Here is a 20,186-nt window from a genome sequence, read left to right on the forward strand (position 1 = left end):
GCTTTGCGGCGGGATTTTTTGCGCCTAGCTGCGGGTGCCGAGCGCCAGCCTGCACGCCAGTCCCGCAAAGACGCTCGCCAGCAAATACTGCGGCAGCCGGGGGAAACGGCTGATGGAGCCGAGGCGGCTTCGCAACTGGCTACCCAGCAGGATGACCATGCCGTTCACGAAGAGACCCACACCGTTCAAGACCGTGGCCAGCACGGCCATCTGCACCGGCAGCGACGCGCCGGAGGGATCGGCGAACTGCGGAAAGAGCGCCAGCACGAACAGCGCCATCTTCGGGTTGAGGAGGTTCGTGGCGAGGCCTTCGGAGAAAATCCGTTTGCCCGACAGCCGCTTCAGCGTCGCCGACGGAGAAAAGGCGGATCCTTCCGACCGCATGGTCTTGTAAGCAAGATAAAGCAGGTAGATGCAGCCGGCCCAACGTACGATTTCATAGGCGATGGGAACGGTGAGGAAAAGTTGGGACAGGCCAAGGCCGGCCGCGAACGCGTGGCAATAGGTGCCGGCGGCGATGCCGGCATAGGTCAGGAAACCGGCGGACCGCCCCTGGCTGACGCTACGCGACGCGATGAGCAGCATATCCGGACCGGGCGTCGCGGTCAGAACCAGGGACGCGGCGGCAAAGAGCATGAAGGTGGAGAAATCCGGCATGAGAGTTTCCTTTTGGAATGGAGCCGGAATTCCGGTTTAGCAGCATCACGCCGGGGCACAACCGCCGAGTCGCCTGAAACATCATTTTGTTTGCCGGCAATGCATCGTTGCAATCACATAAGGAAATCTTTATATGATGCGACAAACAGAAGGATCCGCCCATGACCGCCACGAACAAGCTTGCCAACCTGCTCGCCGAAAAGCCCTTCCTGCTTGCCGATGGTGCAACGGGCACCTCGCTCTTCGCCATGGGCCTGGAAGCTGGCGAAGCGCCGGAGTTGTGGAACGAGGCCAAGCCCGAAAACATCACGAAACTGCACCAGGACTTCGTCGATGCCGGAGCGGACATCATCCTTACCAACACGTTCGGCGGCACGCGCCACCGCCTGAAGCTGCACCACGCCCAGGACCGCGTCTTCGACCTCAACAAGACGGCCGCCGAGATCGCCCGCGCCGTCGCCGACAAGGCTGAGCGCAACGTCATCGTCGCCGGCTCCGTCGGCCCGACCGGCGAACTGCTCGTGCCGCTTGGCGCGCTGACCTATGACGACGCCGTCGCCGCCTTCGTCGAGCAGATCGAAGGCCTCAAGGCCGGCGGCGCCGACGTCGCCTGGATCGAAACCATGTCCTCGCCCGAGGAAATCCGTGCCGCCGCGGAAGCCGCCACCAAGGTCGGCATGCCCTTCGTCTATACCGGCTCGTTCGATACGGCCGGCAAGACCATGATGGGCCTTCATCCGCGCGACATCCATGGCGTTGCCGGCGATATCGGTGCGGGACCTCTGGCCGTTGGCGCCAATTGCGGCGTCGGCGCATCCGACATCCTCTCCTCGCTGCTCGACATGACGGGTGCCAACCCGTCCGCAACCGTGGTCGTCAAGGGCAATTGCGGCATTCCGGAATTTCGCGGCTCGGAAATCTATTATTCCGGCACGCCGCCATTGATGGCCGAATATGCCCGTCTCGCCCGCGATGCCGGCGCGCGCATCATCGGCGGCTGCTGCGGCACGTCCTGCGAGCACCTCGCCGCCATGCGCGTCGCGCTCGATGCGCACGAGCCGCGTGACCGCCCCACCCTCGAAGCCATTGTTGAAAAGATCGGCCCGCTGCGCAACAAGACGGCCGACGAAAGCGCCGCCCAGCCGACCCGCGAACGCGGCGGCCGCCGCCGCGGCTAAGGTCGGGTCTTCCTATCAAGATCAGCCGCCCCGGTCGGCGCCGTGGGCGGCTTTTTCATGCGCGTAGCGATGGCCATTACCTGCAAGGTAATCGATCCGCCGCACGGCGCCGTCTAGGGTCCTCTCACCGAAACCCGGTAGAGGAGACCCCGATGACCACCTACGCAATCGCCCATCTTCGCAACGTCGCGTTCGGCCCCGACATCATCGCCTATCTCGAAGGCATCGATGCGACCATGGCGCCGTACGGCGGAGCATTCGTGTTGCATGGCGAGGGCAACAAGCGGGTGCTCGAAGGCGCCTTCGCCGGTGACATCGTCATGCTGTCTTTTCCGGACCGCAAGGCGGCGGAAGACTGGTACGCTTCGCCCGCCTATCAGGAAATCCTGCCGCTGCGCACCCGCAATTCCGACGGGGATGTTCTGCTGGTCGATGGCGTGGAAGACGGACACAGGGCGACCGATATTCTGGACTAGCCACCAGAGGAGAAGCCTCGCGGACAAGCCCGCGAGGTCGTTGAAATCAGGCTTCCGACAAAAATTCCCGCCAGGCCGCAAGGCCCACCTCAATGTTCCGGCGCCCGACACCGACGCGGAAACGGTCCACCGGGACAGGCAGAAGCGCAGAGACGAAAAGGCTGGAGGGCAGCAGCAAAACACCCTTTTCTTCCACCAGTCGGCGGCAATGTTCTTCCACGCCATCCTTTCCCAGATAGCGCGTGAAGGCGACGCAACCGCCATCGGGCGCGACCCATTCGTAGAGATCGGGATAGTCGGCGAAGAAGGCGCCGATCTTGGCGATATTTTCCGCGCAGATCGCACGGTTGCGACCAAAGATCGTCTCGCGCGCCTTGATCGCGATACCGGCCAGCACCTCGGAGGGGCGCGCGTTGCAGATGGAGAGATAATGTTTCATCTTCTCCATACGTTCGAGCAGCGCATGGTCGCGGCAGGCGATCCAGCCGATGCGCAGACCCGGCAGGCCATACGCCTTGGACATCACATTGAGCGAAATGCCCTTGTCGAAGAGATCGGCGGCCTGCGGCAGGCGCTTTGCAGCGTCGGTTTCGAGCCCGCGATAAACCTCATCGGAAAAGAGATGGATGCCACGTTCGGCACACAGCGCGACAAGCTCGCGGAAAATGTCCTGGTCGGCGATCGTTCCGGTCGGATTGTTCGGGAAATTGACGGCGATAAGTCTGGTTTCCGGGCGAAGTGCAGCACGGACGTCGTCGAGATCGAGCTGCCAGCGGTTTTCCGGGCGGAGCGCTATACCGGTCACTTTGCCTGTGATGGTAACCGGCATCGTCTCCATCGACTGGTAGTTCGGCACCGTGACGATGGCGTGGTCCCCAGGCCCGAGCAGCGCCAGCATGGCGCAATACAGCCCTTCTTCCGCGCCGGCGAAGGTCAGAATGTCGGCGCCGGACAGTGTCTCATAGGTCGAGGCGATGGTTTCGCGCAGCGCCGGCGCGCCCCAGGTCTCGGTGTAGCCGAGCGAAACGCGCTCCCAGGCCTCGCGATCTTCGGGACCGGCCAGCGCCAGAAGCTCCGACATGGTCATGGTCTCGGCGTCGCTCGCCGTCATATGGTGGCGCGCCTTGAACTCCCAGCGCGAAAAATGGGTCTCAAGGCGGAAATCCGGCAGGGTGGTCATGACGTCATGTCCTTCTGGCTCTGGCGCCGGGCATCGGCGAGATAGTTGTAGATCGAGGCGCGCGAGGCGCCGATAAGGCCGGCGAGATGATCGACGGCGTTGCGGGTCTGGAAGAGGCCGCGCTCGTCCAGCATTGTCACGAGCGCCACGCGGTCGCCCTTCTTGAGGGCAGTGAGCGCCAGCCCACGACTGCGCAGCCAATCGTGCAGCGCCGTGTTGATTTCCTCGCGCCAATCGCCGGCAAAGAGCGCGGGCGGGCGCGACGCGGCAACGCCGGTGAAGGCGGAGAGAAGCTTCGCCGCCGCCTCGAAATGCGAGACGTCCATGTTGATACAGAGCAGGCCAAGTGCCTGACCGTAGTCGTCCTTCAGCACGGCGGTCACGGATTTCAGCCGGCGGCCGTCCTCGCCGGTCTTTTCGTAGGGACCATAGACGCCGGCCTCGCCCACCTCGGCCAGTTCCTCCCCGACAAGGGATTCCATGCCCGGCTTGCGGCCGGAAAAGGCGTTCCAGATGCCGGCGACCAGCCCGGTTTCGAGATCGTGCAGCACGACTTCGGCATGGGGATAGAACAGGGTCGAGATGGCCGCGGCCGTCGCGGCGTGCTGGCGGAGCAGCAGATCGGCGTTTGATGAATCGAACATGGCGGCAAACAATCCAAAATTGGATAATTTGTCAACATTGGATTTTTAGTCCAAAAACTTTTCGCCGCTTGCGAGGGCTTCTGCAGCGTCCTATCCAAGGCAAAGACGATTCTGAAGGGGATGAACATGAGTGCGGACCTTGCAGCCTTTCCGGACCGGGACACCGTTGCCGACAAGCTTGCGGCCCTTGGCGAAGGCGAGCAGGCGTATCTGCGCCTCCTCATGGAAAACCCACAGCAGGATGAAAACCTGCTCGAAGGCCTTCACGTCTGCCTGAACCGAGCTGCGGCCGCGCCCTTCCTCAATTCGCTGAAGCTGGAAAGGCTCGGCGAATGGCTGGGCGAAACGGCACCCACGCGACTGCAGATCCGCCTCATGGAAACCGCCCGCTCCAGCCAGCACGCCGCGCACACCGCCCTGCGTACGGGGCTAACCCGCTCCGGCGGCCTCGAAAAGGCCTATCCGAAAGCCTGATCCAAGCCCGCCGTCAGCGGCCCGAAGGATTTGCGGATCAGATCCGCCATGCCGTCGATCGCCGGCCCACCGCGACGGGGATTGCGTTTCAGCACGACGCGCGAGGAATCGACGACCGGAAACCCGTCGGCAAGTGTCAGCTCCCGTGCACCCGGCGGAATGTTGCTGCGGGCAAGCGGCGCGATGGCGAGGCCGCTTGCCACTGCCGACCGCAGGCCGCTGCTGGTATCGCTGGTATAGGCGACGCGGTACGGGATCGCGTGGCGTTCCAGTGAACGTTGGGCAAATTCCCGGCACCAGACCGAACGCCGATAGAATGCGACGGGTACCGGACGCTCCAGATGCAGATTATGCGCGACGGACGCCACCCAGACCGTCGGATCGATCGCCAGAAGCTCGCCGGAAATGCCGCCGTCCCACTCGAAGATGACGGCGAGATCGAGTTCGTCCGCCTCCAGCGCTTCCATCTGCTGGGCCGTATAGCCGCAAAACACCGTCACCTCTGCTCCAGGATGGGCCTCCGCGAAACCGGCCAGCGCATTGGGCAGAACCGTCTGGTTGTATTCCTCGGGGATGCCCACCCGCACCGGCCCGTCGAGCGGTAGGGTACGCATCGCTGCCGTCGTCTCGTCGACCAGCCCGACAATGCGCTTCGCATAGGGAAGCAGCCTCTGCCCCTCCATCGTCAGGCCGACACCGCGCGGGCCGCGTTCGAAGAGTTTTGCGCCGATGGAATCCTCCAGCTTGCGCACCTGCATGCTGATTGCCGATTGCGTACGCCCCAGCCGGTCCGCGGCGTGCGTGACATTGCCCGCCTGCGCGACGGCCGCGAAAATCCTGAGGAGATCACTTTCGAGAGGTGGATACATGGCGCCATCGCTTTTTCTGATGTCTGCCATCATCGCTATTCGTTTGTGAAATGTCTACGGCTTTGCTTGGCTCTCTCGCAGAAGGAAAGGCGAAGGGCATGGATATTTTGACAAAACTGCGGACGCTGTTGGCCCGCTATCGGCAGAAACGGCTGGAGCGCGAGGCCCTGCGGCTGCTCATCGCGCGCGGAGATCGGCGATTGCTGCGGGATGCGGGGCTCAGCCTGGCCGAAGGCGACCATCCGCGCGTCGAGCCTCTACCCCGAACGAAGGAGAGGCGCTGGACGGCGCCCCTCATCCGGTTGCCGCGACCGTCTCTCCACAAGCACGTCGGGAGGGATGTTGCACCGGCCTCCGAAAGCAGCCGGCCCGCCGCGTAAGGGGAGGCTCGCAGCTTGCTCCTTCTCCCCTTTCACGGAGAGAAGGAGCCGGCAGACCGCATGGGCGAGCTTTCACTTCTCGCCGGAAAGCCCACCGGCGAGCTGCACCAGTTTCACGAACTCCGCCCGGTAGCCGAAGGGATCGTTGCCCCTCGCGGCTTCGGAAAGGCCGAGGATCGATCCATAGGCATAGTCCTGCAATGCGGACACACCCTTGAGCTTCTGCCCGAAGGCGGCAACCGCAACGGAGAAGCGTATGTCCGTGGAGGCCGCGTTCACATCGGCAATGGCATTGGCGTCCGTCACCGGCATGGTGACGAGTTCGCTTTTGTCGCTATCCGGTTTCTTCCAGCGCATTTTCAGGAAGGCAAGCTCGCCGCCACTGGCGGCAGGCGTTGCCGCCGCATCGCCCTTGCCGTAGCGCAGGGGATCGTTCAGCACTGCGGGGCTGCCCTTCGGTGTCACCTCGTAGATCGCGGTCACCCGATGGCCGGAGCCGATATCGCCGGCATCCACCTTGTCGTCGTTGAAGTCCTCGCGGTTGAGAATGCGGGTCTCGTAGCCGATCAGGCGGTATTCGGCGATGCGCTCCGGGTTGAACTCAATCTGGAACTTGACGTCCTTGGCGATGGGGAAGAGCGAGGAGCCAGCCTCCTCGACCAGCGTCTTCTGCGCTTCGGCGAGCGTATCGATATAGGCGGCCGTGCCGTTGCCGTTCTGCGCCAGCGCCTGCATCATGCCATCGTTGTAGTTACCCCGGCCAAAGCCGAGTACGGAGAGGAAGATGCCGCTTTTGCGGCGTTCCTCGATGATACGCTTCAGGTCCTCGTCGCTCGCCGGACCGACATTGAAATCGCCGTCCGTGGCCAGCATGACGCGGTTGACGCCATCCTTCTTGAAGGCCTTTTGCGCCAGCTTGTAGGCGGCCTCGATGCCCTCGGCACCGGCCGTCGAGCCGCCGGGTTCGAGATTGTCGATGGCGTCGAGGATTTTCTGGCGATCCTTCGCCGCCGTCGGCTCCAGCACCACGCCGGCATCGCCGGCATAGGTGACGATCGAGACCGTATCCGTCTCCTTCAGCTTGCCGACCAGCAGGCGAAAGGCACTCTTGAGCAGCGGCAGCTTGTCGGCCTCGTCCATCGAGCCGGAGACATCGATCAGGAAGACGAGATTGGCCGACGGCTGCTCCGTCGCCACGGTCTCAAAACCCTTGATGCCGATATGCAGGAGCTCGGTGTCCTTGTTCCACGGCGTCGGCATGACGGTGACGGTGGCGTTGAACGGCTTTTCCGCCGTCTCCGGCCCCTTCCAGTCATAGGGGAAGTAGTTGACCAGCTCCTCGACGCGCACCGAATCCGGCTCCGGCAGGCTACCGCCGAGCAGCGCGCCGCGCATATAGGAATAGGAGGCCGTGTCGACATCCGCGGAAAAGGTCGAGACCGGATCGGTGGCGACACTCTTCACCGGGTTCGGATCGGCGGAGGCGAAGCGCTCGCGGTCTTCTTCCGGCATGGGCATGGCGATGCTGTCCGCCACTGCGGAGGACTGCGTCACCGCACGGCTCAGCGCCGGTGTGTTCGCGGCACCGCCGACGGCGAGCGATTCCGGCATGGCGGCAGCCATTTCCTCGTCGCGACTTTCGGCAATCGGTGCGGGTTCGGCAGCGATCGCCTTTGCGTCCGCATTCGGAGTCGAACGCTTGGCACCACCACCGACGGCCTGCTCTTTATTCAGAAGCTTATGAATCTCGCCAGCGTCGACGCCTAGCGACGTCTTCTTGTCGACACGTGCGCGAAGCTCACCCTCGACAGGCTTTGCAGCGATCTCCGTTTCCGTCGTCAGCGGCACCGTGCCGTTGCGCACCATTTCATAGGTGACGAGGCCAGCGACAGGCACGACAAGCAGGGTGGCAAGGGCCGAGCCGGCCAAGAGTTTGCGGTTCATGATGGGGCTCCATATCCGGTTGAAGATGGAGTTTTGACGCCCGTCCCTGGTCGATCCTTGGGGAGCATCCGCATTTTTTTCCGCATTGTCGAAAGCCTGCATGGCAACGGCAAGCGCCGCAGCGCGGACAGAGGCGTCAGCGGCCGGTGCGGCGCGGCGGGCGAGTTTTTCGAGGTCGAGATCGGTCATATCCTATCCTTCCGTCACGCGGCGGCATCGCGCAAAAGCACCTTCAGGCGCTTGCGGGCTTCGTGCACATGCCAGGAAATCGTCGTTTCGGCGCAGCCGAGAACATCGGCCGCCGCGGCGTGGCTCAGGCCCTCACTGTAGATCAGCAGCACCGCGTCGCGCTGCTTGTCCGGCAGTTGCCGCACAGCCTGCCACAGTTCTTCGCTGCCCTCTTCCGGCGGGCCGCCATCGAGCACCGCCTGTTCACGCAGATAGGCCGCATCGCGCCATTCGGCACGGCGGCGCTTGCGCATCTGGTCGCGCGCGGCATTCAGCGTCACGGTATAGAGCCATGTGCCAAAGCGGCTTGCGCCCTTGAAGCCGCGGATAGCGTTGGCGAGACGTATGCACACCTCCTGCGCCACATCCTCGGCATCCTGCCGGTCGCCGCACCATCGCCAGGCGACGGCATGAATGAAATCATAGCGGCCTTCGATCAGGGCGGCGAAAGCCTGCCTGTCTCCCGACGCCGCCTTTTCGACAAGTTCTGTTTCCACGGGTCCATCCCGATTGCGTGCACTATCCTCTCAGACGTGTCTCAGGCAGCGATCCTTGGGTGTTTTTCAAAAAAATCATTACCAGGGCAGATTTTTCACGACGGCGATGATCGTACCCATCGCCGCATCCCGGTCATGCCGGCGGATTTCCGGGGCGTAGAGGCTGGAAATGCTGCCATCGAGAAACAGCGCATTCCGGCTCTGAAGCCGGTCGCGGAAGAGCGTCGCGAAATCGTGAAAGCGCACCGGATCGTTCGAAATCGCAAAGGCAACGCGCCCGTCCGGCAGAACGCCGACGCCGTTGCGGATCTGCAAACTGGTCGCATCCGGCAGAAAGCGTGGGTGGATTTTTCCGTCGATTACCAGCATCGGCCCCGACTGCGTCGCCTCACGCGGTGAAAGCCCGGCTTTCGCAAAAGCTTCCGTCTCCATCACACCCGCTTCGCCATCCCCCACCCAAAACACGCCGTTGGGTTTCATGAAGAAATTACCGAAGGCATCGGCATGGTTGAGCTCGCCCGCCTCCCGGCCTTGCTCGACCAACAGCCCGACCGGCCCGTAGTCCGGATGATACATGCCGCCATTCATGGCGAAGCTCATGTGCTGGCCGTTGCGCAGGAGATGCGTGTTGAGCTGATCATAGGTCGCACCCCGCGCCTCCAGCGTTCCTGCGCCAAAAAGCCGGATCGTGTCCTTGGCGAGATCGAAGGTGCAGACAGTGTAGCGACCGGAGAGATGCTCGATCACGGCGCATTTCGGCGGCTCGGCCATGGCGATGCTCCGCAGGGCAAAAGTGGCAAGCAGGATGGAGAAGAACAGGAAGGGTCGCATAGCTATCGGCTCAAGGGGCAATGCGGCGAATTTAGCGACGAACCGTGCTCAAAGCGACAGCGCCGCCATGTGGAAGCGCAGTTGTGCGTCGTTGTAGCGGTAGGTTGCACCGACCGGGCAGGCCGTGCGGGCGAAGCAGCCCTTGGCCATGCAGCCGCCCTGTCCTTCCGCCGTGCGAAGGTGCGTGCGACAGACAGGCACGTCGAATTTTTCCGGGCGCACCGCGCTGACGGGACAGGCGGCGAGGCAGGGCTTGTCCGGACAACTATCACAGGGATGCGCGGCACGGACTGCCGGTTCGTCAACGATCGGTTCGGCAAAACCGAGGGCGCCGCGGTAGCCGTGCCACAGGCCGTGCACAGGGTGGATGAGGATACCGAGCGGCGAGGCTTTGAGGCCTTCGGCGCGCATGGCCCATTGCTGGAAAGGCTGCCAGGGCGGATCGGAAGGAAACCACACCGCTGCCTCCACCGTGGTGGCGATGGGGCGGATGACGGCTTTCGACCAGGTGTCGAGCGGGTCACTGCCGCCGTGGTCCGATTGGGTTTCCCGCCAGTGGGAAAAAGCCGACCACAGAGAGCTGCCGATATTACCGACAAGGGCGACGCTCCTTGCGGAACGGCCATCAGTCAAACGCGGGGCCGCCTCACCTTCCGTGAAATTCAAAAAACCGCGCAAAAAAAGACCGTGCGGCTCGAGAGCCGCACGGATGTTTTCTAGATCGGGGGAACGCGCCCTCACTTGGTCACGTCCCCTTTGAGTTCGTAGTGGGGACGCCAGACTTCCTTCTGGATCATGTCCGCCACCCGTATTGCTCCGCCTTGCTCCCTGGCGCGATCGGGACCCTTTCAGGTGAAGGCGTCGGGCATCGAGTCCTTGCGCTCCTTGATATAGGCGAGCAAGGCGTCGTCGATGGCCGGATCGAGATAGGGCGCCTCGTAGTGTTCCAACCAGGTGCGGCAGAGCGCATTGGCACGGTCTTCGATGCGCTTCTGTCCCTCGATCTCCCACTGCTCGAACGAGTTATTGTCGGCGAGCGGCGAGCGGTAGAAGGCGGTCTGGAAGTTGGCCTGGGTATGGGCGCAGCCGAGATAGTGGCTGCCCGGACCGACTTCACGGATGGCGTCGAGCGCCTGCGCGTTCTCCGAAAGGTCGATGCCCTCGGCGAACTTCTGCTGCATGCCGAGCTGGTCCTGGTCGATCATGAACTTCTCGTAGGAGGCGACGAGGCCGCCTTCCAGCCAACCGGCGGCGTGCAGCACGAAGTTCGTGCCGGCCAAGAGCGTCATGTTCAGCGTGTTGGCCGATTCATGGGCGGCCTGCGCGTCCGGGATTTTTGAGCCACAGAGCGAACCGCCGGTACGGAACGGAATGCCGAGACGGCGGGCGAGCTGTGCCGCGCCATAGGAGACGAGCGACGGCTCCGGCGAACCGAAGGTCGGCGCGCCCGACTGCATGGAGATCGAGGCCGCGAAGGTGCCGAACAGCACCGGCGCACCCTTGCGGATGAGCTGGGTGAAGGCGGCACCGGCGAGAACTTCGGCAAGGATCTGCGTCAGCGTGCCGGCGACCGTGACCGGGCTCATGGCGCCGGACAGGATGAACGGCGAGACCACGCAGGCCTGGTTATGACGGGCATAGACCTTCAGCGCACCCACCATGGTCTCGTCGAAGACCATCGGCGAATTGGCGTTGATGAGGTTCATCATGACGGTGTTGTTTTCGACGAACTCGTCGCCGAAAACTAGCTTGGCCATCGCGATCGAGTCTTCCGCGCGTTCCGGCGCGGTGACGGAGCCCATGAACGGCTTGTCGGAATATTTCAGGTGGGTGTAGACCATGTCCAGGTGACGCTTGTTCACGGGGACATCGACCGGCTCGCAGACCGTACCGCCGGACGAATGCATCGACGGCGCCATATAGGCGAGCTTCACGAAATTGCGAAAGTCCTCGATCGTCGCATAGCGTCTGACGCCATCGAGGTCACGCACGAAGGGAGGGCCGTAGACCGGTACGAAGACGGTCGCCTTGCCACCAATGTGCACGCTGCGCTCGGGATTGCGGGCATGCCAGGTGAACTGCGATGGTGCGGTCTTCAGGAGTTCACGGCAGAGCCCCTTGGGGAAATGCACGCGCTCGCCGCGCACATCCGCGCCCGCCTCGCGCCAGAGCTGGAGCGCTTCGGCATCGTCACGGAATTCGATGCCGATCTCTTCCAGAATGCGATCCGCATTGGCTTCGATAAGCTGCAGGCCCTCTTCGTCGAGGACTTCATATTCCTTGATCTTGCGGGTGATGTAGGGGAGCGACGGACCCGGGCCGCCGCCGGTGCGCGATGCGCGCCGTGCGGCCGCCCCGCGACCCTCGCGCGAACGGCGACCACCGCCTTCACCGGCGCCCTCGCCTGCCACCTGCTGAATATCGTCGCTCATGATCCGTCTTTCCTTGTTATTCCGATGCTGGAAGGCACCTTTGATCTTTGTTCCGGCGCCCGAACCGCGCCTCTTTTTCTATGCTAGCAAGCCGCGAAGACGGGGCGGTTCTCAATGCGCCAAGCGGTGGCGCACGCGGGATACCGGCCCGGCCGCGACTATAGCGGGATTGCGACGGACATCGTAGCGGCATTGTCTTGTTTGCACTGTCAATTCACGGCTTTACGGGCTATTCATGCAAGAAGCGGGAGGCGGGTCGCTTTTCGCCATATGCGACGTCGCTTTCAAAATCAGGTTCGCGCCAGAGGAAGGCTATTCCTTGTGATGAGAGCCTGCCGCCGCAGCGCCACTGGAGACGAGGAACCAATATGTCTGACGACGAAATCATTCTCGCCGATCTCTCCGACGAAGAGCTTGTGCAGCAGATGCACGACGACCTCTACGACGGCCTCAAGGAAGAGATCGAAGAGGGCACCAACATCCTGCTCGCGCGCGGCTGGGTCCCCTACGACGTGCTCACCCAGGCGCTCGTCGAAGGCATGCGCATCGTCGGCGTCGACTTCCGCGACGGCATCCTCTTCGTTCCCGAAGTGCTGCTTTCGGCCAACGCCATGAAGGCCGGCATGTTCATCCTGCGCCCGCTGCTTGCCGCCACCGGCGCACCGAAGCAGGGCAAGATGGTCATCGGCACCGTCAAGGGCGACATCCACGACATCGGCAAGAACCTCGTCGGCATGATGATGGAAGGCGCTGGCTTCGACGTCATCGACCTCGGCATCAACAACCCGGTCGAAAACTACCTGGAAGCCATCGAGCGCGAACAGCCCGACATTCTCGGCATGTCCGCCCTGCTGACGACGACCATGCCCTACATGAAGGTGGTCATCGACACGATGAAGGAAAAGGGCCTGCGCGACGATTACGTCGTTCTCGTCGGCGGCGCGCCGCTGAACGAGGAATTCGGCAAGGCTGTCGGTGCCGACGCCTACTGCCGCGACGCGGCCGTCGCCGTGGAAACCGCCAAGGAATTCATGAAGCGCAAGCACAACATGCTCGCCGGCTGATCATGACATTCGACGGCGCCGGTCTTGAATCGGCGCCGTCGACCTACGACCTTAGTTTGCAGCTCTTTCGACGCTGCGGCCGGCATCCTGCGTCGCATCTACGGCGTTGGCGGTATCCCGACCCATGCCGCGAATGGTGTTGCCGCAGGCGCTGAGCGCGACAAGCGCGGCGAGAACGATACTGATCTTGGTCAGGTGTGTCCCAGTCATGGTTGGAGTCCCTCTTCATGGATATGGTTGACGCAGAACTTCAGCTTGGAAGTCTGAACGCTGAACGCACGAAAGCCGAAAAAGTTCGCGTGATCGCCTGCGGCGCGATTGCCCGCGAGGTCATCGCCATCCGCGATACGAACGGCCTTGCCCATATCGACCTCCAGTGTCTCCCCGCCATCTGGCACGCCCATCCCGAAAAAATCGCGCCCGGTGTCGAACAGGCAATCGCCGAGGCGCGGGCTGAGGGCTTTTCACGCATCTTCGTCGGCTATGCGGATTGCGGCACGGGCGGCCTGCTCGATCGGGTCTGCGAACGCGAGGGCATCGAGCGGATCGCCGGGCCGCACTGTTACTCCTTCTTCGCCGGCAACGCGGCCTTCGCTGCCAAGGATGACGACGTCACCTCGTTCTTCCTCACGGACTTCCTCGCCCGCCAGTTCCGCGCCTTCGTCATCGAGCCGCTTGGCCTCGACCGGCACCCGCAGCTGAAGGACATGTATTTCGGCAACTACACCAAGGTCGTCTATCTCTCGCAAATCGAGGACGAGGGCCTGCAGCAGAAGGCCAGGGAAGCCGCCGACTATCTCGGCCTCGCCTACGAATACCGCTATACCGGCTATGGCGATCTGACGGGCGCGTTGCTTCAGGTGCGCTGACTAACCAATCCTTAGCCTTGCCCGCGAAATCCACCGCCGCAGTTACCGCTTCCTAAGGCCTGCCGGCAATGATGCCGCCAGATATCGGCGGGGCCTGCACATGACGACTTTCGAGACGCGGACGGAAACGGTGGCGATGCTGATCCAGCCCGGCCACAATCCGGAAGTCATCGTCAATGCCGTGAGAGCCATCTTCCCGAACCTCGTCGTCATCGAGGAACAGCCCGAATCGAAAAAGCTCTTCATTCTCAGGCGGGCGAAGAAACTCGGCTGGCCGCAGGCGCTCGGCCAGCTCGCAACCATGGTCGTCTCCAAATACGGAAAGCGCTTCACGGTGAAGCGCGCTGCGGAAATCCGTGAACAATTCGGGGTAAGCGGCACTATCGACCCGACAATTCCCCGGGTCGCCATCTCCTCCGCAAATAGCCCGGACCTTCTGAAGGCGCTCGGCGACATCCGCCCGGCCGCGCTGCTCCTCTTCAGCTGCCGTATGCTGAAGGCCTACACGCTTGCCGCCATTCCCTGCCCCGTCCTCAATTTCCACGCCGGCATCATCCCGCAATATCGCGGCCTGCAGGGCGGCTATTGGTCGCGCATCCTGTCGGATGAGGAGAATTTCGGCGGCACGGTTCACCTTGTCGACGCCGGCGTCGATACCGGCGACACGCTCTACCAGCAGCGCACGAAACCTTCCAAACGCGACACGATGCACACCTATCCGCTGCTCCAGACGGCCGTCTCGACAGGCATCATCGTCAAGGCACTGGAAGATGCCGTCACCGGAAACCTCAAGCCCTTGAAAATAGCGGCGCCGTCGCGGCAATGGTATCATCCGCCGATCTGGACCTGGCTCTGGAACGGCGTGACCCGCGGCATCTGGTAAATCCTCTGGACAGTCAAATCCCGCGTCGTTTTTGAGCATGGGGCAGTCGTGGCGAGTGAAGCCCGCGACGTCGCCACAAAGCATTGTCAATGCGAGGAGAATTTTGACATGGCAGACCGCATCATCGTCTACTGGCGCGACATTCCCGCCCAGGTGATCATCAAGAAGGGCCGCACGACGGCCAAGCGGGAACTCTCGCTGCGCTTCACCGAGGCGATCGACATGTGCGCCATGCGCACGGGGGCGGCGGAAACGGACGACTATCTCGCCGAATGGCGCAAGGCCGAGCCGACGCCGGTTTCCGACGACCTCGAAGCGGAAGCGGACAAGGCCGCAGCCGAACTCGAATCCGCCTATGACCGCGAACGGCTCGTCGCGCTCGTCAAGGCCGGAGGCCGCGACAATGGCTGATGCCGTCCAAAAGCCCGGCAACGCCGCGCCCGCCAAGAAGGCCGCCACCGGCGCCTTCACCCCGGCGGGCGTTTCGCCGAACCGCCGCTCACGCCACAAATACACGATCCGCCTTTGGGCCGTGCGCAATTCCCGCTTCTTCGAGTGGTTCTACCACCGCTTCGCCGAAGTCTTCCTTCTCCTCCATCCCGTCTGGAAGCTTTTGGGTTACCAGCGCGTCGAGCGTCCCATCACCTTCGTCGAAAAGCACGTGAAGGGCTTTCTCTTCGACTGTCGCATGTGCGGCCAGTGCGCGCTGTCGTCCACGGGCATGTCCTGCCCGATGAACTGTCCCAAACAGCTTCGCAACGGCCCCTGCGGCGGCGTTCGCGCCAACGGAAATTGCGAAGTGGAGCCGGACATGCCCTGCGTCTGGGTCCAGGCGTGGAAGGGCTCCCAGAACATGGTCAAGGGAGATGCCATCATGAACGTGCAGAAGCCGGTGAACCAGTCGCTGCGCGAAACCTCCTCCTGGCTGCGCGTGACGGCCGAAGCCGCAGCGGCCAGGGAAGCTGCCGCTGCCGCCGGAAAGGACGCCTGAGCCATGGCGAATATCGACGAAAACCCGCTTGGCCCCCACCTTCCGCTCGATCCCCTGCCCGGCCACTCCTCGCTCGGCCGGCTGGAGCGCGTGCTGCGCCGCGGCGAATTTGCCGTTACGACGGAACTGAACCCACCCGATAGCGCGAACCCGGAAGACGTCTACGAACGCGCCGCGATCTTCGACGGCTGGGTGGACGGCATCAACGCCGTCGATGCTTCCGGCGCCAACTGCCACATGTCCTCCGTCGGCATCTGCGCGCTTCTGACCCGCATGGGCTATGCACCGATCATGCAGATCGCCTGCCGCGACAAGAACCGCATCGCCATCCAGGGCGACGTGCTGGGTGCCGCCGCCATGGGCGTGTGCAACATCATGTGCCTCACCGGCGACGGCGTGCAGGCCGGCGACCAGCCGGGTGCGAAGCCCGTTTTCGACCTCGACTGCATGTCGCTGCTCGAAACCGTGCGCATCATGCGCGACAATTCGAAGTTCCTGTCAGGCCGCAAGCTGTCAACGCCACCGAAGGTCTTTTTGGGTGCCGCGATCAACCCCTTTGCGCCGCCCTACGATTTCCGCCCCTACCGCCTTGCCAAAAAGATCGAGGCGGGCGCGCAGTTCGTCCAGAGCCAGTATTGCTTCGACGTTCCGATGTTCCGGGAATATATGAAGAAGGTGCGCGACCTCGGCCTGCACGAAAAGTGCTATATCCTCGTCGGCGTCGGCCCGATGGCATCCGCCAAGACCGCCAAGTGGATCCGCTCCAACGTGCCGGGCATCCACATTCCCGACTCCATCATTGCCCGTCTGGAAGGCGCGCAGGACCAGAAGAAGGAAGGCAAGCAACTCTGCATCGACATCATCAACGAGGTGAAGGAGATCGAGGGCGTTTCCGGCATTCACGTCATGGCTTACCGCCAGGAAGAATATGTCGCGGAAATGGTGCATGATTCCGGCGTACTGAAGGGTCGCCAGCCCTGGAAGCGCGAGCCGAACCCCGTCGACCAGATGGTTGCCGAGCGCATCGAGGCGGCCCGTAGCGGCCAGCAGCAGGACCAGCAGCAGATGGCGGAGAAAGCCGCTCATCACCCCCATTGATTTCGCCTGCCGGCAAGCGCCGGCATGCCGCTTGTAACACCGGAAATCGCGCGCTAGATCAGCCTGAGCGCCCTGCCCCAGAGGACTTTATATGACCCGCACCATCGTCGCTTCGGCCACCCGCGAAATCGTCATCGGTTTCGACCAGCCCTTCTGCGTCATCGGCGAGCGCATCAACCCGACCGGCCGCAAGAAGCTGGCCGCGGAAATGCAGGCCGGTAATTTCGACACCGTCATCAAGGACGCACTGGAGCAGGTCGCCGCCGGCGCCACGATGCTTGACATCAACGCGGGCGTGACCTCCGTCAACCCGAACGAGACCGAGCCGGGCCTGCTCGTCCAGACGCTCGAAATCGTCCAGGGCCTCGTTGATATCCCGCTCGCCATCGACAGTTCCGTGACGGCCGCCATCGAGGCCGGCCTGAGGGTCGCCAAGGGCCGCCCGCTGGTCAACTCCGTCACAGGCGAAGAGGAAAAGCTCGAAGCGATCCTGCCGCTCGTCAAGAAGTACAACGTACCCGTCGTCGCCATCTCCAACGACGAGACGGGCATTTCGATGGACCCGGACGTCCGTTTTGCCGTCGCCAAGAAGATCGTCGAGCGCGCCGCCGACTATGGTATCCCGGCGTATGACATCATCGTCGACCCGCTCGTCATGCCGATCGGCGCGTTGGGCGATGCCGGCCGCCAGGTCTTCCAGCTGCTTTACCGTCTGCGCAACGAGCTGAAGGTCAACACGACCTGCGGCCTTTCCAATATCTCCTTCGGCCTGCCGCACCGCCATGGCATCAATGCCGGCTTCATTCCGATGGTCATCGGCGCCGGCATGACGTCGGCTATCATGAACCCCTGCCGCCCGCAGGAAATGGAGGCCGTGCGCGCCGCCAACGTGCTGAACGGCACCGACGCGAATTGCTCGAACTGGATCATGACCTATCGCGACCACAAGCCCGCCGAAGGCGGCGCCGTTAACGCAGCCGCAGCGGCCCCCGCTGCCGCCGGCGGTCGCCGTGGTGGCCGCGCAGCCCGTGCCGGTGCCGGCGCGAAGGTGGAATAGCGTGGCCGGCGGGCGTCAGTTTCGCCGCGACGCCTTCAGCCTCTGGCTGGAGGCGCCGCTTGTCATCGCCATGCGCTGCCAGGAGATGGGTTTCGCGGCGATGACGGGTTCGACACAAAACACGACCGAGATGACCCGAATGGTCACCGAAAAGATGGCTGCCGCGACGGAGAGCGTCGTGGCGGCCAATTTTGCTTTGGCGAAGGCCATGATGACGGCATCGCCTCCGGAACGAACCGCGCGCGCCGTGACCGAGGCCGCGTTGAAACCCTATGGCAAGCGCGTGCGCAGCAATGTGCGCCGTCTCGCCAAGAAGAAGAGCTGAGGCGGCCACGCCGCCAGTGGAAAGAACGATCCGATGCGCATTGAAGGTGAGAGCGAGACCAATATGACGGAAGCTTCGGCAAAGGAACCGCTGGTCCTCTTCATGCCCTCCGGCAAGCGCGGCCGCTTCCCGGCCGGCACACCCGTTCTCGAAGCCGCGCGAAAACTCGGCGTCTATGTCGAAAGCGTCTGTGGCGGTCGCGCGACGTGCGGGCGCTGTCAGATCGAGGTGCAGGAAGGCAACTTCGCCAAGCACAAGATCGTCTCCTCACTCGCCCACATCTCTGAAAAGGGTCCGAAGGAAGAGCGCTACGAAAAGATCCGCGGCCTGCCGGATGGGCGCCGCCTCTCCTGTTCCGCCCTGGTCCTCGGCGACCTCGTCGTCGACGTGCCGCAGGACACCGTCATCAACGCGCAGGTCGTGCGCAAGGCGGCGACGGACCGCGTGATCGAACGCAACGCCGCCGTCCAGCTCTGCTATGTCGAGGTGGACGAGCCCGACATGCACAAGCCGCTCGGCGACCTCGACCGCCTGAAGGTGATGCTCGAAAAGGACTGGGGCTGGAAAGACCTGCTGATCGCGCCGCACCTCATTCCGCAGGTGCAGTCGATCCTGCGCAAGGGCAACTGGGGCGTCACCGCCGCGATCCACCGCGACATGGACAGTTCGCGTCCCTTCATCGTCGCCCTCTATCCGGGTCTCAAGAACGAGGCCTACGGCATCGCCTGCGATATCGGCTCGACGACCATCGCCATGCATCTCGTCTCGCTGCTGTCGGGCCGTATCGTCGGCTCCTCGGGCACCTCGAACCCGCAGATCCGCTTCGGCGAAGACCTGATGAGCCGTGTCTCCTATGTCATGATGAACCCGGACGGCCGGGAAGCCATGACCAAGGCGGTGCGCGAAGCCGTCAATAGCCTGATCGGCAAGGTCTGCGCCGAGGGCGAGGTCGACCGGCACGACATTCTCGACATGGTCTTCGTCGCCAACCCCATCATGCACCACCTCTTCCTCGGCATCGACCCGACGGAACTCGGCCAGGCACCGTTCGCGCTCGCCGTTTCCGGTGCCCTGCAATACTGGGCGCATGAACTCGATATCGACGTGAACCGTGGCGCGCGCCTCTATACGCTGCCCTGCATCGCCGGCCATGTTGGCGCCGATGCCGCGGGGGCAACGCTTGCAGAAGGCCCCTACCGGCAGGATCGCATGATGCTGCTCGTCGATGTCGGCACCAATGCGGAAATCGTGCTCGGGAACAAGGACCGCGTCGTCGCCGCGTCCTCACCGACGGGACCGGCTTTCGAAGGCGCCGAAATCTCCTCCGGCCAACGCGCCGCTCCCGGCGCCATCGAGCGCGTACGCATCGACGCGCAGACGCTCGAGCCGAAATTCCGCGTCATCGGCGTAGACAAATGGTCTGATGAAGAGGGCTTTGCCGAACAGGCGGCCAGCGTCGGCGTCACCGGCATCTGCGGCTCGGCGATCATCGAAGTCGTCGCGGAAATGTATCTCGCCGGCCTAATCTCCGAGGACGGTGTCGTCGATGGCGCGATGGCCGAGCGCAGTGCCCGCGTCCTGCAGAACGGCCGTACCTTCTCCTACCTGCTGCATGACGGCGAGCAGCGCATCACGGTCACGCAGAACGACATCCGCGCCATCCAGCTGGCCAAGTCCGCGCTCTATGCCGGCATCAAGCTGCTCATGGAAAAACAAGGCATCGACCACGTCGACACGATCCGCTTTGCCGGCGCCTTCGGCTCGTTCATCGACCCGAAATACGCCATGGTGCTCGGCCTCATTCCGGATTGCGATCTCAACGAGGTGAAGGCCGTGGGCAATGCCGCCGGCACCGGCGCGCTGATGGCGCTGCTCAACCGCGACCATCGCCGCGAGATCGAAAAGACCGTCGCCCATATCGAGAAGATCGAGACGGCGCTGGAGCCCAACTTCCAGCAGCTCTTCGTCAACGCCATGGCGCTGCCGAACAAGGTCGATCCCTTCCCCGAACTCGCCAAGGTCGTCACCCTGCCGGAGCGCAAGGTGCTGTCCGACGATGGCGGCGGTGAAGGTGGCGGCCGCCGCAGACGCCGCAGCCGGGAGTAGTGG

23 protein-coding genes are annotated in these 20,186 nt (G+C 63.3%); 13 read left to right on the forward strand and 10 right to left on the reverse strand.

All coding sequences use genetic code 11. The features are described from left to right. Positions 1-24: 24 nt before the first annotated feature. Complete coding sequence (locus tag MUO32_RS12175; protein WP_257948563.1) at positions 25-657, reverse strand: LysE family translocator; 633 nt, start codon at positions 655-657, stop codon at positions 25-27. A gap of 161 nt (positions 658-818) precedes the next feature. Here MUO32_RS12175 and bmt point away from each other — a divergent pair, with 161 nt between their 5' ends. Continuing rightward, entirely contained in the window at positions 819-1,835 is a 1,017-nt protein-coding gene (gene bmt, locus MUO32_RS12180) for a betaine--homocysteine S-methyltransferase (protein ID WP_257948564.1), read from the forward strand. 152 nt (positions 1,836-1,987) lie between these two features. Next, positions 1,988-2,311 (forward strand): DUF1330 domain-containing protein, encoded by a 324-nt coding sequence (locus MUO32_RS12185; RefSeq protein WP_257948565.1) that lies wholly within the window; start codon positions 1,988-1,990, stop codon positions 2,309-2,311. Positions 2,312-2,357: 46 nt separating this feature from the next. Here MUO32_RS12185 and MUO32_RS12190 read toward each other — a convergent pair whose 3' ends face one another. Together MUO32_RS12190 and MUO32_RS12195 are read right to left on the reverse strand one after the other, a co-directional pair. Beyond that, positions 2,358-3,491 (reverse strand): aminotransferase class I/II-fold pyridoxal phosphate-dependent enzyme, encoded by a 1,134-nt coding sequence (locus MUO32_RS12190; protein WP_257948566.1) that lies wholly within the window; start codon positions 3,489-3,491, stop codon positions 2,358-2,360. Further along, the gene (locus tag MUO32_RS12195; RefSeq protein ID WP_257948567.1) at positions 3,488-4,135 is read right to left on the reverse strand and encodes a transcriptional regulator; all 648 of its coding nucleotides are present in this window, start codon (positions 4,133-4,135) and stop codon (positions 3,488-3,490) included. The genes MUO32_RS12190 and MUO32_RS12195 overlap by 4 nt, the downstream gene beginning before the upstream one ends. A 126-nt stretch (positions 4,136-4,261) precedes the next feature. Here MUO32_RS12195 and MUO32_RS12200 point away from each other — a divergent pair, with 126 nt between their 5' ends. Further along, a complete protein-coding gene (locus MUO32_RS12200; RefSeq protein WP_257948568.1) occupies positions 4,262-4,609 on the forward strand; it encodes a hypothetical protein in 348 nt (115 codons plus the stop codon). Here the strand turns inward: MUO32_RS12200 and MUO32_RS12205 are convergent. After that, positions 4,594-5,508, reverse strand: coding sequence for a LysR family transcriptional regulator (locus tag MUO32_RS12205; RefSeq protein WP_374708638.1), 915 nt, complete (start codon positions 5,506-5,508; stop codon positions 4,594-4,596). The two genes, MUO32_RS12200 and MUO32_RS12205, sit on opposite strands and share 16 nt — an antisense overlap. A gap of 68 nt (positions 5,509-5,576) precedes the next feature. Between MUO32_RS12205 and MUO32_RS12210 the strand changes: the two genes are divergently transcribed. Next, positions 5,577-5,858, forward strand: a complete 282-nt coding sequence (locus MUO32_RS12210) for a hypothetical protein (protein ID WP_257948569.1) — start codon at positions 5,577-5,579, stop codon at positions 5,856-5,858. Positions 5,859-5,930: 72 nt separating this feature from the next. Here MUO32_RS12210 and MUO32_RS12215 read toward each other — a convergent pair whose 3' ends face one another. The 5 genes from MUO32_RS12215 to MUO32_RS12235 form a co-directional block, all read right to left on the reverse strand. Continuing rightward, positions 5,931-7,991 (reverse strand): VWA domain-containing protein, encoded by a 2,061-nt coding sequence (locus tag MUO32_RS12215; RefSeq protein ID WP_257948570.1) that lies wholly within the window; start codon positions 7,989-7,991, stop codon positions 5,931-5,933. 14 nt (positions 7,992-8,005) lie between these two features. After that, a complete protein-coding gene (locus MUO32_RS12220; RefSeq protein WP_257948571.1) occupies positions 8,006-8,527 on the reverse strand; it encodes an RNA polymerase sigma factor in 522 nt (173 codons plus the stop codon). 78 nt (positions 8,528-8,605) lie between these two features. After that, on the reverse strand, positions 8,606-9,358 hold the full coding sequence (locus MUO32_RS12225) for a phosphodiester glycosidase family protein (RefSeq protein ID WP_257948572.1): 753 nt from the start codon (positions 9,356-9,358) through the stop codon (positions 8,606-8,608). Positions 9,359-9,406: 48 nt separating this feature from the next. Continuing rightward, positions 9,407-10,099, reverse strand: a complete 693-nt coding sequence (locus MUO32_RS12230; protein ID WP_257948573.1) for a ferredoxin — start codon at positions 10,097-10,099, stop codon at positions 9,407-9,409. Positions 10,100-10,206: 107 nt separating this feature from the next. After that, complete coding sequence (locus MUO32_RS12235) at positions 10,207-11,790, reverse strand: trimethylamine methyltransferase family protein (RefSeq protein ID WP_257948575.1); 1,584 nt, start codon at positions 11,788-11,790, stop codon at positions 10,207-10,209. Positions 11,791-12,158: 368 nt separating this feature from the next. Between MUO32_RS12235 and MUO32_RS12240 the strand changes: the two genes are divergently transcribed. Beyond that, complete coding sequence (locus MUO32_RS12240; protein ID WP_257948576.1) at positions 12,159-12,854, forward strand: B12-binding domain-containing protein; 696 nt, start codon at positions 12,159-12,161, stop codon at positions 12,852-12,854. 51 nt (positions 12,855-12,905) lie between these two features. Here MUO32_RS12240 and MUO32_RS12245 read toward each other — a convergent pair whose 3' ends face one another. After that, positions 12,906-13,064 carry an entericidin gene (locus MUO32_RS12245; RefSeq protein WP_257948577.1) on the reverse strand — a complete coding sequence of 53 codons (159 nt, stop codon included), beginning with the start codon at positions 13,062-13,064 and terminating at the stop codon, positions 12,906-12,908. A gap of 23 nt (positions 13,065-13,087) precedes the next feature. Between MUO32_RS12245 and MUO32_RS12250 the strand changes: the two genes are divergently transcribed. From MUO32_RS12250 to MUO32_RS12285, 8 genes are all read left to right on the forward strand, one after another. Further along, a complete protein-coding gene (locus MUO32_RS12250) occupies positions 13,088-13,723 on the forward strand; it encodes a DUF1638 domain-containing protein (RefSeq protein WP_374708664.1) in 636 nt (211 codons plus the stop codon). A 100-nt stretch (positions 13,724-13,823) separates the two neighbouring features. After that, positions 13,824-14,606 carry a formyl transferase gene (locus MUO32_RS12255; RefSeq protein WP_257948580.1) on the forward strand — a complete coding sequence of 261 codons (783 nt, stop codon included), beginning with the start codon at positions 13,824-13,826 and terminating at the stop codon, positions 14,604-14,606. 108 nt (positions 14,607-14,714) lie between these two features. Beyond that, positions 14,715-15,017, forward strand: coding sequence for a virulence factor (locus MUO32_RS12260; protein ID WP_257948581.1), 303 nt, complete (start codon positions 14,715-14,717; stop codon positions 15,015-15,017). Next, a complete protein-coding gene (locus MUO32_RS12265) occupies positions 15,010-15,597 on the forward strand; it encodes a methylenetetrahydrofolate reductase C-terminal domain-containing protein (RefSeq protein ID WP_257948582.1) in 588 nt (195 codons plus the stop codon). The genes MUO32_RS12260 and MUO32_RS12265 overlap by 8 nt, the downstream gene beginning before the upstream one ends. Positions 15,598-15,600: 3 nt before the next feature. Further along, positions 15,601-16,695, forward strand: coding sequence for a methylenetetrahydrofolate reductase (locus MUO32_RS12270; protein WP_257948583.1), 1,095 nt, complete (start codon positions 15,601-15,603; stop codon positions 16,693-16,695). Positions 16,696-16,786: 91 nt separating this feature from the next. Continuing rightward, positions 16,787-17,752, forward strand: a complete 966-nt coding sequence (locus MUO32_RS12275) for a methyltetrahydrofolate cobalamin methyltransferase (RefSeq protein ID WP_257948584.1) — start codon at positions 16,787-16,789, stop codon at positions 17,750-17,752. 1 nt (position 17,753) lies between these two features. Then, complete coding sequence (locus MUO32_RS12280; RefSeq protein ID WP_257948585.1) at positions 17,754-18,077, forward strand: hypothetical protein; 324 nt, start codon at positions 17,754-17,756, stop codon at positions 18,075-18,077. Between the two features lie 33 nt (positions 18,078-18,110). Further along, positions 18,111-20,183, forward strand: coding sequence for an ASKHA domain-containing protein (locus tag MUO32_RS12285; protein ID WP_257948586.1), 2,073 nt, complete (start codon positions 18,111-18,113; stop codon positions 20,181-20,183). The last annotated feature ends 3 nt before the right edge of the window (positions 20,184-20,186 follow it).

It is taken from the genome of Shinella sp. CPCC 101442, from assembly GCF_024704725.1.
GTDB lineage: Bacteria > Pseudomonadota > Alphaproteobacteria > Rhizobiales > Rhizobiaceae > Shinella.

Coding starts and splice junctions, on each gene's coding strand:
- MUO32_RS12175 (WP_257948563.1), bottom strand. CDS start 657: ATGCCGGATTTCTCCACCTTCATGCTCTTTGCCGCCGCGTCCCTGGTT.
- bmt (WP_257948564.1), top strand. CDS start 819: ATGACCGCCACGAACAAGCTTGCCAACCTGCTCGCCGAAAAGCCCTTC.
- MUO32_RS12185 (WP_257948565.1), top strand. CDS start 1,988: ATGACCACCTACGCAATCGCCCATCTTCGCAACGTCGCGTTCGGCCCC.
- MUO32_RS12190 (WP_257948566.1), bottom strand. CDS start 3,491: ATGACCACCCTGCCGGATTTCCGCCTTGAGACCCATTTTTCGCGCTGG.
- MUO32_RS12195 (WP_257948567.1), bottom strand. CDS start 4,135: ATGTTCGATTCATCAAACGCCGATCTGCTGCTCCGCCAGCACGCCGCG.
- MUO32_RS12200 (WP_257948568.1), top strand. CDS start 4,262: ATGAGTGCGGACCTTGCAGCCTTTCCGGACCGGGACACCGTTGCCGAC.
- MUO32_RS12205 (WP_374708638.1), bottom strand. CDS start 5,508: ATGGCAGACATCAGAAAAAGCGATGGCGCCATGTATCCACCTCTCGAA.
- MUO32_RS12210 (WP_257948569.1), top strand. CDS start 5,577: ATGGATATTTTGACAAAACTGCGGACGCTGTTGGCCCGCTATCGGCAG.
- MUO32_RS12215 (WP_257948570.1), bottom strand. CDS start 7,991: ATGACCGATCTCGACCTCGAAAAACTCGCCCGCCGCGCCGCACCGGCC.
- MUO32_RS12225 (WP_257948572.1), bottom strand. CDS start 9,358: ATGCGACCCTTCCTGTTCTTCTCCATCCTGCTTGCCACTTTTGCCCTG.
- MUO32_RS12235 (WP_257948575.1), bottom strand. CDS start 11,790: ATGAGCGACGATATTCAGCAGGTGGCAGGCGAGGGCGCCGGTGAAGGC.
- MUO32_RS12240 (WP_257948576.1), top strand. CDS start 12,159: ATGTCTGACGACGAAATCATTCTCGCCGATCTCTCCGACGAAGAGCTT.
- MUO32_RS12245 (WP_257948577.1), bottom strand. CDS start 13,064: ATGACTGGGACACACCTGACCAAGATCAGTATCGTTCTCGCCGCGCTT.
- MUO32_RS12250 (WP_374708664.1), top strand. CDS start 13,088: ATGGTTGACGCAGAACTTCAGCTTGGAAGTCTGAACGCTGAACGCACG.
- MUO32_RS12255 (WP_257948580.1), top strand. CDS start 13,824: ATGACGACTTTCGAGACGCGGACGGAAACGGTGGCGATGCTGATCCAG.
- MUO32_RS12260 (WP_257948581.1), top strand. CDS start 14,715: ATGGCAGACCGCATCATCGTCTACTGGCGCGACATTCCCGCCCAGGTG.
- MUO32_RS12265 (WP_257948582.1), top strand. CDS start 15,010: ATGGCTGATGCCGTCCAAAAGCCCGGCAACGCCGCGCCCGCCAAGAAG.
- MUO32_RS12270 (WP_257948583.1), top strand. CDS start 15,601: ATGGCGAATATCGACGAAAACCCGCTTGGCCCCCACCTTCCGCTCGAT.
- MUO32_RS12275 (WP_257948584.1), top strand. CDS start 16,787: ATGACCCGCACCATCGTCGCTTCGGCCACCCGCGAAATCGTCATCGGT.
- MUO32_RS12285 (WP_257948586.1), top strand. CDS start 18,111: ATGCGCATTGAAGGTGAGAGCGAGACCAATATGACGGAAGCTTCGGCA.